The 12,253-nt window shown below is 70.9% G+C and carries 11 protein-coding genes; 9 read left to right on the top strand and 2 right to left on the bottom strand.

What is annotated here, in order from left to right; translation table 11 throughout:
* Positions 1-18 precede the first annotated feature (18 nt).
* Positions 19-393 carry an FKBP-type peptidyl-prolyl cis-trans isomerase gene (locus tag ITJ64_RS14650; RefSeq protein ID WP_194681478.1) on the top strand — a complete coding sequence of 125 codons (375 nt, stop codon included), beginning with the start codon at positions 19-21 and terminating at the stop codon, positions 391-393.
* A gap of 87 nt (positions 394-480) precedes the next feature.
* Positions 481-2,718, top strand: coding sequence for a UvrD-helicase domain-containing protein (locus ITJ64_RS14645; RefSeq protein WP_194681477.1), 2,238 nt, complete (start codon positions 481-483; stop codon positions 2,716-2,718).
* 18 nt (positions 2,719-2,736) lie between these two features.
* Here the strand turns inward: ITJ64_RS14645 and ITJ64_RS14640 are convergent, their stop codons facing one another.
* Both ITJ64_RS14640 and ITJ64_RS14635 read right to left on the bottom strand, forming a co-directional pair.
* A complete protein-coding gene (locus tag ITJ64_RS14640; protein ID WP_194681476.1) occupies positions 2,737-4,095 on the bottom strand; it encodes an MFS transporter in 1,359 nt (452 codons plus the stop codon).
* Positions 4,092-5,162 carry an isopenicillin N synthase family oxygenase gene (locus tag ITJ64_RS14635; protein ID WP_194681475.1) on the bottom strand — a complete coding sequence of 357 codons (1,071 nt, stop codon included), beginning with the start codon at positions 5,160-5,162 and terminating at the stop codon, positions 4,092-4,094. The genes ITJ64_RS14640 and ITJ64_RS14635 overlap by 4 nt, the downstream gene beginning before the upstream one ends.
* 197 nt (positions 5,163-5,359) lie before the next feature.
* On the opposite strand from ITJ64_RS14635, the gene rpsO reads away from it, so the two are divergent.
* The 7 genes from rpsO to ITJ64_RS14600 all read left to right on the top strand — a co-directional run bounded on the left by rpsO (position 5,360) and on the right by ITJ64_RS14600 (position 12,241).
* Positions 5,360-5,629 carry a 30S ribosomal protein S15 gene (gene rpsO / locus ITJ64_RS14630; RefSeq protein WP_173181160.1) on the top strand — a complete coding sequence of 90 codons (270 nt, stop codon included), beginning with the start codon at positions 5,360-5,362 and terminating at the stop codon, positions 5,627-5,629.
* Positions 5,630-5,799: 170 nt separating this feature from the next.
* Positions 5,800-6,429, top strand: a complete 630-nt coding sequence (locus ITJ64_RS14625; RefSeq protein WP_194681474.1) for an FMN reductase — start codon at positions 5,800-5,802, stop codon at positions 6,427-6,429.
* Positions 6,430-6,507: 78 nt separating this feature from the next.
* Positions 6,508-7,662, top strand: coding sequence for a type III polyketide synthase (locus ITJ64_RS14620; RefSeq protein ID WP_194681473.1), 1,155 nt, complete (start codon positions 6,508-6,510; stop codon positions 7,660-7,662).
* On the top strand, positions 7,662-8,417 hold the full coding sequence (locus tag ITJ64_RS14615) for a methyltransferase domain-containing protein (protein WP_194681472.1): 756 nt from the start codon (positions 7,662-7,664) through the stop codon (positions 8,415-8,417). The genes ITJ64_RS14620 and ITJ64_RS14615 overlap by 1 nt, the downstream gene beginning before the upstream one ends.
* Before the next feature lie 5 nt (positions 8,418-8,422).
* Positions 8,423-9,004, top strand: coding sequence for a hypothetical protein (locus ITJ64_RS14610; protein ID WP_194681471.1), 582 nt, complete (start codon positions 8,423-8,425; stop codon positions 9,002-9,004).
* 222 nt (positions 9,005-9,226) lie between these two features.
* Positions 9,227-11,497 (top strand): polyribonucleotide nucleotidyltransferase, encoded by a 2,271-nt coding sequence (locus ITJ64_RS14605; RefSeq protein ID WP_194681470.1) that lies wholly within the window; start codon positions 9,227-9,229, stop codon positions 11,495-11,497.
* A 156-nt stretch (positions 11,498-11,653) separates the two neighbouring features.
* On the top strand, positions 11,654-12,241 hold the full coding sequence (locus ITJ64_RS14600; protein WP_194681469.1) for a hypothetical protein: 588 nt from the start codon (positions 11,654-11,656) through the stop codon (positions 12,239-12,241).
* Positions 12,242-12,253: the final 12 nt, after the last annotated feature.

Raw genomic sequence — 12,253 nt, 5'->3', positions numbered from 1 at the left:
GTGGGCTTGGATGGAGTCATGACTGATTCCACTTCTTCGAAGCCCGAGATCGACTTCCCCGAGGGCCCCGCGCCCACCACGCTCGTCATCGACGACATCGTCGAGGGCACCGGCAAGGAGGCGACCCCGGGCGCCACCGTCGAGGTGCACTACCTCGGCGTCGAGTACGAGACGGGCGACGAGTTCGACTCCTCCTGGGGCCGCGGCGAGACCATCAGCTTCCCGCTGAACGGCCTCATCGCCGGCTGGCAGGAGGGCATCCCCGGCATGAAGGAGGGTGGGCGCCGCAAGCTCACCATCCCGCCGCACCTCGCCTACGGGCCCGCCGGCTCGGGGCACTTCCTCGCGGGGAAGACCCTGATCTTCGTGATCGACCTGATCTCGGTTCCGTAAGCCTCCCTTCGCCATCCGTTCGACGGGTGTGCGACGAACCTCCCGTGACCCGCGAGTAGAATTGCTTGCCGGGTTTCGGGAGGTTCTGTGGTCAACGAGGAATTGGCGCGCGAGCGCGAGTACGTGTCAGGGCTGTACCAGCGGCTCGACGGGCTGCGCGCCGACGCGGAGCGCGAGCTCGCCGCCGTGCGCCGCGAGAGCGTCGGAGGCAACCACCAGAGCCGCTCGGAGCGCGACGCCTTCGCCCGCGCCTACGAGGACCGCATCGGGCAGCTCCGCGAGGTCGGCGAGCGTCTGGCCTTCGGCCGGCTCGAACTGGCCGAGGCCGACGACAACGGGAGCACCCACCGCTACATCGGCCGCATCGGCCTCCGCGACGAGAACCTCGAGCCGCTCCTGCTCGACTGGCGGGCGCCTCAGGCCCGCGCCTTCTACCAGGCCACCGCCGCCACCCCGCTCGGTGCCCGCGCCCGGCGCCACCTGACGACGCGGGGCCGCGAGGTCGTGCGGATCGAGGACGAGGTCTTCGACGCCGAGCTGCTCGACGAGGAGGGCACCGCCCTGCAGGGCGAGGGCGCCCTGCTCGCCGCCCTGTCGGCCCAGCGCACCGGGCGCATGCACGACATCGTCTCGACCATTCAGGCCGAGCAGGACAGGGTGATCCGCTCCGAGCTGCAGGGCGTGCTCGTCGTGCAGGGCGGCCCCGGCACCGGCAAGACCGCCGTGGCGCTGCACCGCGCCGCCTACCTGCTCTACACGCACCGCGAACGGCTCGGCGCGAGCGGCGTGCTCGTCGTGGGCCCGAGCCGCGCCTTCCTGCAGTACATCAACGCCGTGCTGCCGAGCCTCGGCGAGACCGGCGTGGTGCTGGCGAGCCTCGGTCAGCTCTACCCGGGCGTCGAGGCGAGCGTCGAGGACGTGCCGGCCGTCGCCGCGCTGAAGGGCTCCGCCGAGATGGCGGCCCTGATCCGCCGCGCCGTGCGCTCGCGCCAGCGGGTGCCCGCCGAGCCGCAGACGCTCACGATCAACGGCGAGACCCTCGTGCTGCAGCCCGCGGCGGTCGCCGAGGCGATCGCGAAGGCCCGCGAGTCGGGCAAGCCCTACAACGAGGGCCGCGTCTCGTTCGTGAAGAACCTGCTGAACCAGCTCACGAAGCAGCTGGCCGAGCAGCTGCGCCGTCGCGGTTCGACCGTCGACGACGCCGACCTCGCCTACCTGCGGGAGGACATCCGCACCGCCTACGACGTGCGGGTCGCCCTCAACACCGCCTGGATCCCGCTGACCCCCGAGAAGCTGCTCGAAGACCTCTACGCCCGCCCGCAGTGGCTCGCCTCCCTCACGGCGCACTGGTCGAAGGCCAAGCGCGAGCTGCTCCGCCGGGAACGCGGCTCAGCTCTGACGGTCTCCGACGTGCCGCTGCTCGACGAGGCCGCTGAGCTCCTGGGCGAGTACGACCCGGGCGACGCCGCGCAGAAGCGCGCCGAGAAGCAGCAGCGCAAGCGCGACCTCGAGAACGCCCGCACCGCGATCAGCAACATGGACGTCGACGGCCAGGTCTCGGCCGAGACCGTCGTCGCCGGCTTCGCCGAGCAGGACGCGGTGCTCACCACGGCCGAGCGCGCCGCCTCCGACCGCAGCTGGACCTACGGGCACATCGTGGTCGACGAGGCCCAGGAGCTGTCGCCGATGCAGTGGCGCGTGCTGCTGCGCAAGGCGCCGCTGCGCTCCCTGACCATCGTCGGCGACGTCGCCCAGGCCAGCTCCGCCGCCGCCTCCACCAGCTGGGAGTCGACGCTCTCACCGCTCGTCGGCGAGAACTGGCGGCTCGAGGAGCTCACGGTCAACTACCGCACGCCCTCCCAGATCGTCGACGCCGCCGAGCGGGTCGCCGTGGCGAGCGGCCTGCGGGTCACCCGCTCGCGGTCGGTGCGCACCACCGAGTGGCCGGTCGACGCGATCGCCACGGCGACGGATGCGGAGCTCGGCGAGGTCGTCGGCGACCGGGTCGCCGAGATGGTCGAGCAGGGCGGCACGACGGCCGTGATCGCACCGGCCTCGCGGATCGGCGCCCTGTCGGCACTGCTGGCCGAGCGGTTCGGCGACGACGTGGGGGTCGGGGTGCGGGGGCTCTCCCGTCCGATCGCGCTGCTGTCGCCGGCCGAGGCGAAGGGCCTCGAGTTCGACTCCGTCGTGGTGGCGTCGCCGGAGGGTGTCGTCGCCGAGAGCACGCGGGGAGCATCCGCTCTGTATGTGGCGATGACCCGCTCGACGCAGCGGTTGAGCCTCGTGCTGGCACCGGGGGAGCAGGCGCCGGCCGGGCTCTGACGTCGCGGGCTGCGCCGGCTACGGCTGGGGGTCGTGCGCATCGTACCCGCGGAAGCTCGGCACGACGCGCAGGATGACACCGGCCGCCACGACGATCGCGAGGCCGCCGACGAGCGGCGGCAGCCAGAGCGCCGCCACCACCGAGAGCGCGCCCACGTAGAGGTCGCCGATGCGCGGGCCGCCCGTGACGACCACGGTGAACACGCCCTGCAGGCGGCCGCGCATGTTGTCGGGCACCGCCGTCTGCAGCATCGTCGACCGGAAGATCGCACTGATCTCGTCGCTCACGCCGGCGCCCATCAGGGCGAGGGAAGCGAGGGCGAGGCCGATCAGGTCGACCTGCGCCCAGTCCTGTCCCACGGGGCCGCCCGTCAGCGCGGCGACCAGCAGCACGACGCCGAGGAGCGCGGTGAACACGCCGTACGACTGCACGGCCCGGGCGATCGCACGCCCCTGCCAGCGCACCTGGCCGAGCCGGCCCGAGAACACGCTCGCGAGCAGCGAGCCGATCGCGAAGGCGGCCGTCAGCACGCCGACCGTGACGGGGCCGCCGCCGAGCACGAGCACACCGACCGCGGGGAAGAGCACGCGCGGCTGGCCGAAGGTCATCGCCGCGATGTCGATCAGGAACGAGGCGCGGATGTTCGGCGCACGCCGGAGGAAGGCGAAACCGTACCGCAGCGACGCGAGCCCCGGCCGGTGCACCTCGCCCTCGGGCAGGATGCGCGGCAGGCTCGCGATGCCGAGGAACGCCGCGACGAAGAGCACGACGTCGACGGAGTACGTCCAGCCGAAGCCGACCGAGGCGACGAGCACGCCCGCGAGAGCCGGGCCCAGGGTGACCATGATGCCGGTGGTGATGCCGCTGAGGGCCGCCGCGGCGGGGAGGAGCTCGCGGGGGAGGATGCGCGGGTAGATCGCCGAGCGGGTGGTCTGCACCACCGTCGCCGAGACGGCGTTCACCGTGGCGAGGGCGTAGAGCGCGGCCACGCTGTCGGCGCCCGTCCAGGCGAGCACGGCGAGGAGCGCGGTCGAGACCCAGGCGATCACCGCGGCGATCAGGGCGACGCGGCGACGGTCGAAGGCGTCGGCGAGCATCCCGCCGTACAGGCCCGCCACGATCATCGGCACCAGGGCGAACAGGGCGACGCCCGCCACGGCGAGGGTCGATGAGGTGAGCCGGTAGACGTCGAGCCCCACCGCGACGACCGTCATCTGGCTGCCGATGCCCGAGATCGCCTGACCGGCCCAGAGGCGGGCGAAGGCGGGGCTCTCCCTCAGCGGGGTGACGTCGACGAACGCCGAACGGCGGCGGGCCGGCTGCGGGACGAGATCGTCTCCGGCCGGGCCGCCGCCGTTCGGGCGGGGGTCGCTCACTCCTGGGTGTTCTGCGCGGCGGCGGCCGCGTTCTTCTCCACGAGGTCGGCGTGGTGCGCGGCCGCCACGTCGGGGTGGGCGCGCAGGCGGCTCTTCAGGGCGTTCTCGCCGTAGGTGGTGAAGATCGGGTTGCGCGGGTCGACCGTGATTCCCTTGGCCTCGGCCTTCAGCTCCTCGGGCAGCGGCAGCACCGGGATGGTGGCGTCCAGCGCCGGGCTGTAGAAGAAGGGGATCGAGACGCGGTCGTCGCCGATGCGCGGCGAGATCACGCGGTGCACGGTCGCCTTGAGGTAGCCGTTGGTGGCGACCTCGAGCAGCTCGCCGATGTTCACCACGAAGGCGTCGTCGATCGGGGGAGCGTCGATCCACTCGCCGTCCTTCTCGACCTGCAGGCCGCCCTTGCCGGGCTCGACCAGCAGCAGGGTCAGCACGCCCGAGTCCTTGTGGGCGCCGACGCCCTGCTTGGGCTCGGGGTCGCTCTTGCCTGGGTAGCGCACGATCTTGATCAGGGTGGAGGGGCGCTCGGCGAAGGCGGCGTCGAAGACGTCCTCCTCGGCGCCGAGCGAGACCGCCCAGGCGCGCAGGAGCGTCAGACTCACGCGGTTGAGCTCCTCGTACCACTCGCCGACGACCTCCTGCAGCTCGGGCAGAGCGGCCGGCCACTGGTTCGGGCCGTCCAGGCGCATGTAGTCAGGGGTGTCGGCGGTGACCGGCACGGGCTCGCGCTCCACGCCGATGTCGATCTGCTCGCGCCAGTCGACCTTGCCCTGCGTGAGCTCGCCACCCACGCGGGTGTAGCCGCGGAAGTGCGGGCTGTTCAGGTTCTCGATCGCGAGCTTGTCGGCCTCGGGGAGGGCGAAGAAGCGCCGGGCCGTGGCCATCACGCGCTCGATCAGCTCGTGCGGCACGCCGTGCCCGACGAGGTAGAAGAAGCCGTAGTCGTGCGTGGCCTCGCGGAGCTCGAGGCGGAAGGCCTCCGCGTCCGCGGCGTCGCCGTTCAGCCGGCTGAGGTCGAGCACCGGCAGGGTCGCCGTGCTGAGGGGGGCTGTGCCCAGGGTGTCTGTCATGTCGATCCGTCCGTTCCGTGTTCTGCAACGCACCTCTACTATCGTGTGTTCCCGACTGGCGGGCGAACTGGGCGGCGAAGTGTTACGGGCGTGTTTCTGGTAAGCTCTTCAGGTTGCCGTGTGAACGGCCGCGGACAAAGAGAGCCACAGCATCAGGCTGACTGGCACCGCGCAACGAGAGAAAGGGGATCCCATCTATGGCACTCGAAGCAGACGTCAAGAAGGCGATCATCGACGAGTACGCTACCCACCCCGGTGACACCGGATCCCCTGAAGTGCAGGTCGCCATGCTGACCCGCCGCATCAAGGACCTCACGGAGCACCTCAAGGAGCACAAGCACGACCACCACTCGCGTCGTGGTCTGCTGCTGCTCGTGGGCCAGCGTCGTCGACTGCTCGGCTACCTGCAGGACATCGACATCGACCGCTACCGTTCGCTCATCGAGCGCCTCGGCCTGCGTCGCTAGTTCCAATGGTTCGCCCTTCGGGCGACACAGTGGTCCTGCACTGAGACGTACCGCTTGGACGGGTCGTCACCTTCGGGTGGCGGCCCGTTCTGCATTCGGGAATACCACTCCCGGTCGGATCGTTACATGGGGTACATGCAAACGCATGAAGTTTTCCGGAGGGATCCACCATGTCGAAGAAGCTCGTCGTCGTCAGCGCCGGCCTGAGCCAGCCCTCGAGCACCCGGCTGCTCGCCGACCGTCTGACCGAGGCCGCTCTCGGTGAGCTCGACCTCCGCGGAGCATCCGTCGACCTCGAGGTGATCGAGCTGCGCGACCTCGCCCAGGACATCACGAACAACCTGCTCACCGGCTTCGCGAGCCCCCGGCTGCAGAGCGCGCTCGACGCCGTGAGCCGCGCCGACGGCCTCATCGCCGTGACCCCGATCTTCACCGCGAGCTACAGCGGCCTGTTCAAGTCGTTCTTCGACGTGATCGACAACGCCGCCCTCACCGGACTGCCCGTGCTGATCGCCGCCACCGGCGGCACCTCACGGCACTCGCTGGCGCTCGACCATGCCGTGCGGCCGCTGTTCTCCTACCTCCGCGCGATCGTGCTGCCCACCGCCGTCTTCGCCGCGAGCGAGGACTGGGGCGGGGGAGCCGACGTCACCGGAACCGCCTCGCTGCCCGACCGCATCCGCCGCGCCGGGCGCGAGCTCGCCGCCCAGGTCGCGGTCTCGACACGCTCCGAGGAGTTCGTCGACCCGTTCGCCCTGGACGCCTCGTTCGACCCGTCGGGCATGTTCCCGGCGCGCTGACACGGGCCGTCGGGCATGTTCCCGGCGCGCTGACGCAACCCCGGGGCGAGGCCCAGCCGTTCGTGCTTGGATGAGCAGATGGCCGCGAGCATCCGATCCATCCAGACGGCCGTGCCCCCCACCGAGCTCGCTCAGGAGGCGGTGCGCGACCTCTTCGCCGCGCAGCCCGGGCTGACGAGGCTCGGGCAGCGACTGGTCGCCACCTCCTTCGACTCCTCCGGCATCCGCACCCGGCACACCGTGCTCGACGAGCTCGCCGCCGACGGCCGCGCCCCGACCGAGCTGTTCGTCGACGCCGCGACCAGGGCGTTCTCGTCGCCGTCGACCGGCGAGCGCAACCGGCTCTACGTCGGGCACGCTCCCGGCCTCGCGGTGACCGCCGCGCGTCGGGCCCTCGACGCACTCGCCCCCGGCATCACGGCCGCCGACGTCACCCACGTCGTGACCGCCTCCTGCACCGGCTTCTTCGCGCCCGGCCCCGACTGGGCGCTGCAGCGCGAGCTCGGCCTCGCCGACTCGGTGCAGCGCCACCACGTCGGTTTCATGGGCTGCTACGCCGCCTTCCCCGCGCTGCGCATCGCGAAGGCGTTCTGCGACGCCGACCCCGAGGCCGTGGTGCTCGTCGTCTGCGTCGAGCTCTGCACCCTGCACGTGCGCTCCTCGAACGAGCCCGACCAGATCGTCGCCTCCTCGGTGTTCGCCGACGGGGCGGCCGCCGCGGTCGTCACGGCCCGCGACACCGGCGCCTCCGCGTACCCGACGCTCGAGCTCGACGAGTTCGTCAGCACGATCGTGCCCGACGGCGAGGCCGACATGGCCTGGACCATCGGTGACCACGGCTTCGAGATGGTGCTCTCCAGCTACGTGCCCAAGATCATCGAGCAGAACATCCGCACCGCCCTGGCACCGCTGCTGGGCTCGGCCGGAGCGCAGGCCGCGTCGCACTGGGCCATCCATCCCGGTGGGCGGAGCATCCTGGACCGCGTCGAGCAGACCCTCGAACTCACGCCGGCCCAGCTCGGGCCCTCCCGCGAGGTGCTGCGCGACTACGGCAACATGTCGAGCGCGACCGTGCTGTTCGTGCTGAAGGCGATCCTCGACCAGGCGCTCGTGACGGGCACGATGGATGCGCGGCCCGCCGCCGCGCGCCCCACCGAACGCGTCTGCGCGATGGCCTTCGGCCCCGGGCTCACCGTCGAGTCGGGCCTGTTCACCCTGAGACCGGCCGGCTGATGGCCCGGCTCGAGCGCAAGCCCCCCGGCGCGCGGCCGCTGCGCAAGCGCGCCGTCGACGCGCGCGAGCTGATGGATCACGACGACGCCGACCCCGAGCTGCTCGCCCGAACCTACCGGCAGTTCCGCACGATGAACCGGCTCGTCGCCGGCTGGCGGGGCACCTACACCGAGCGCATCAAGCCGCTGCTCTCGGCCACCGAGCCCTCGACGCTGCTCGACGTCGGCTGCGGCGGCGGCGACATCGCGCGGGCCATCGCGCGCTGGGCGAAGCGCGACGGGCTGCAGCTCACCGTGGTCGGCATCGATCCGGATGCGCGGGCCATCGCCGAGGCCCAGGACGCCCCCAACCCCGACGGGGTGCGCTTCGCCCGTGCGAACAGCTCCCAGTTCGTCGACGTCGCCCAGCGCTGGGACTTCGTCATCTCCAACCACGTGCTGCACCACCTCACACCGGTCGAGCTCGAGGACCTGCTGATCGACTGCGAGCTGCTCACGCGCGGGCTCGCCATCCACAGCGACATCCGCAGGAGCCGCGGGGCGTACGCCGCGTACTGGCTGCTGACGGCGCTGCCGCTGCCGGTGTTCCGCCACTCGTTCCTCCGGCAGGACGGGCTCACCTCCATCCGCCGCAGCTACACCGAGGGCGAGCTCGCGGTCGTCGCCCGGCGCGGCTGGACGGTCGAGTCGCAGTCGCCCTACCGCCTGCTGCTGAGCTACGCCGCCAAACCCGAGGCCGCCGGTACGGCAGAGTAGAGGGCATGGAAGCCCGTCGCCGATTCAAGCCGCTCTGGCGCTGGGAGGCGCTGCTGTTCGCCGTCGTGCTCGTGGCGGCGATGGCCGCGAGTCTCGTCGCCCGGCCCTCGCTGCCGGTGCTGGGCCCGATCGCGTCGGTGCTGCTGCTCGCGATCGCCGTCGCGGCGGCGCTGGCGCTGATCGTGCCGCTGCTTCGCAAGAAGGGACACGACAGCGAGAACTCCCGGCACGACGTCGCCGGCGTCGAGCTCGTGCCCTTCCCGGGGCTCGGGGAGGTGCCCGTGACGACCCGGGTCGTCGAGAGCGAGCGGCGGCAGACCGCGATCGAGGCGGCCGTGGCGAAGTCGCGCACCGTGCGGGCCGTGCTGACGCCCGACGCGAGCCGGTGGCTCGGCCGGGAGCTGCGGGTCGCCGTCGATCTGGTCGACGACGCCGGGGGAGTGCACCGGGTGGGCTTCGTGCCGCGGGAGGTCGACGCACGGGTCGACGAGGCGCTGCGGGGCGTCGCCGCCTCCGGGCGGGCCGCGACCGTTCCCGTGACCGTCGTCGGCACCGACCGTCCGCGCCGGGTCGAGATCGTCCTGTAGCGCGCCACCGCGGCCATCCAGGCCCGGACTGATAGACTCTCACCGTCGAGAGCAGGCCGATCTTCGTACGATCGAGCGGCTGGTCCTCGGTGGTGGCGTTCCGGAGAGCATCCGGAGTCCTTCTACTGGTGACCAGCTGTGCTGGTGAGAATCACCGCTGCTCCGACGCGAGGAGTCGTGGCCCACACGGGGCTGCGACGCTAAACAAAGGAGAAAGACCTCTTGGAAGGTCCTGAGATCAAGTTCGCCGAAGCCGTCATCGACAACGGCAAGTACGGCAAGCGCACCGTCCGCTTCGAGACCGGCCGCCTCGCGCAGCAGGCCCAGGGAGCCGTCGCCGCCTACCTCGACGACGACACCATGCTGCTGAGCGCCACGAGCATCGGCAAGCACCCCAAAGACAACTTCGACTTCTTCCCGCTGACGATCGACGTCGAGGAGCGCAGCTACGCCGCCGGCAAGATCCCCGGCTCGTTCTTCCGTCGTGAGGGCCGCCCCTCCACCGAGGCGATCCTCGTCTGCCGTCTGATCGACCGGCCGCTGCGCCCGTCGTTCATCACCGGCCTCCGCAACGAGGTGCAGGTCGTCATCACCGTGCTGAGCATCGCCCCCGACGAGTTCTACGACTCGCTGGCCATCAACGCGGCCTCCGCGTCGAGCCAGATCTCGGGCGTGCCCTTCTCGGGCCCGATCGGCGGCATCCGCCTCGCGCTCATGCCGGGCTACGGCACCGAGCCCGACCAGTGGGTCGCGTTCCCCAAGTTCTCGCAGCTGCAGGATGCGGTGTTCGACCTGGTCGTCGCCGGCCGCGTGGTCGAGAACAAGGACGGCTCGTCCGACGTCGCCATCATGATGGTCGAGGCCGAGGCCACCGAGAACAGCTGGAACCTGATCAAGGGCGGCGCCACCAAGCCGAACGAGGCCGTCGTGGCCGAGGGCCTCGAGGCCGCCAAGCCCTTCATCAAGCAGCTCGTCGAGGCGCAGAAGTCGCTCGCCGACCAGGCCGCCAAGGAGATCAAGGAATACCCGATCTTCCTGCCCTACACCCAGCAGGCCTACGACGCGGTCGCCGAGCTCGCCTACGACGAGCTGGTGGGCATCTACCAGATCGCCGACAAGACCGAGCGCCAGAACGCCGACGACGCCCTCAAGGAGCGCGTCAAGGCCGCCATCCAGACCAAGGTCGACGCCGGCGAGCTCGGTGGCGACGTGCCCCCGATGGTCTCCGCGGCATACAAGTCCGTCACGAAGGTGGTCGTCCGCGGCCGCATCCTCCGCGACGGCGTGCGCATCGACGGGCGCGGCCTGGCCGACATCCGCCCGCTCGACGCCGAGGTCGCGGTCATCCCGCGCGTGCACGGCTCCGCCATCTTCCAGCGCGGCGAGACCCAGATCCTGGGTGTCACCACGCTGAACATGCTGAAGATGGAGCAGCAGATCGACTCGCTGTCGCCGATCACGCACAAGCGCTACCTGCACCACTACAATTTCCCGCCCTACTCGACCGGTGAGACCGGCCGCGTGGGTTCGCCGAAGCGTCGCGAGATCGGGCACGGGTTCCTCGCCGAGCGCGCCCTCGTGCCGGTGCTGCCGTCGCGCGAGGAGTTCCCCTACGCCATCCGTCAGGTGTCCGAGGCCCTCGGGTCCAACGGCTCCACCTCGATGGGCTCCGTCTGCGCGTCGACCCTGTCGCTGCTGAACGCCGGTGTGCCGCTGCGCGCACCCGTCGCCGGCATCGCGATGGGCCTCGTCTCCGACGAGGTCGACGGCGAGACCCGCTACGCGGCGCTCACCGACATCCTTGGCGCCGAAGACGCGCTCGGCGACATGGACTTCAAGGTCGCCGGCACCAGCGAGTTCGTCACCGCGATCCAGCTCGACACCAAGCTCGACGGCATCCCCACCGCCGTGCTCGACGGTGCGCTGAAGCAGGCGAAGGCCGCGCGCGACGCGATCCTCTCCGTGCTGAACGCCGCCATCGACGAGCCCGACGAGCTGGCGCCCACCGCGCCGCGCGTCATCTCGGTGCAGATCCCCGTCGACAAGATCGGCGAGCTGATCGGCCCGAAGGGCAAGACGATCAACGCGATCCAGGACGAGACCGGCGCCGACATCTCCATCGAGGAGGACGGTACCGTCTACATCGGCGCCGTCGACGGCCCCTCGGCCGAGGCCGCCCGCCAGCAGGTCAACGCCATCGCGAACCCGCAGAACCCCGAGGTCGGTGAGCAGTTCCTCGGCACCGTCGTGAAGCTCGCGACCTTCGGTGCGTTCGTCTCCCTGCTCCCGGGCAAGGACGGCCTGCTGCACATCTCCGAGGTGCGCAAGCTCGCCGGTGGCAAGCGCGTCGAGAACGTCGAGGACGTGCTCGGCGTCGGCCAGAAGATCCTGGTGCAGATCACGAAGATCGACGACCGCGGAAAGCTGTCGCTCGCTCCGGTGATCTCCGAGACCGCCGACGGCGAGCCCGTCGAGGTCCCCGCAGAGGCCTGATAGCCGCACCACCTGCACGAAGGATGCCCGTCCCGGTTCGCCGGGGCGGGCATCCGTCGTCCTCCCGCCGTGATCTAAGCTGAGCATGTGTCAGTGCAAGTCGATCGTGTCCTCCTGAGCGAGGAGGTCGGTCGTCGATTCCGGCAGAGAATGACGATGAATGGGGCGATCGACCGCGAGGTGGCGACCGCGATGCTCGTCGCGGCCTACCGCACCTGCTACTCCGCACGTCCTGACTACGTGATCTGGGTCGCGTCTCCCTTGGCCGGGGCCTACGCGGTCGGGCTGGTCCCGCTCTTCGACGCGCTCGCCCGGCGGATGGATCTCTCCTCCGCGGAGGCACGCATGGTCGACACTGCCCCGAGCGGCCTGACACGACGCGTCGCCGCCGCCGTGAACGCGCAGTGCCGCGGCTCGGCGCGGGCCTTCCCGCGCGACCGGCAGGTGCCGGCCGACTCCGCACTGTGGAACGCTGTCTCCTCGCGCGCCGTGTCCGAGATCGGGAGCGCAGGCTTCGACGAGATCTACTGGGGCGCGTACGACGACGCCTTCAGTTCGAACGACCACTGCGTCAGCCGCCAGCTGGATCGGGATCTCCCCGACGACTGGTTCACCTATCGCGACTCGACCGCCGTCGGTGGTGTCTTCGACGGTATCGTGATCGACGTCCTCCGAGAAGCGGGTGTGGTGGGGCTGGACGACTGGGCGCCGTTCTCGGCCGCCGGTGCGCTGGTCGACCACTAATGGATGCGGCCG

The organism is Herbiconiux sp. VKM Ac-1786 (assembly GCF_015350805.1).
Lineage (GTDB): Bacteria > Actinomycetota > Actinomycetes > Actinomycetales > Microbacteriaceae > Herbiconiux.
Note: the sequence above shows the minus strand (reverse complement) of the source record. Positions and strands in the feature narration are given on the sequence as shown.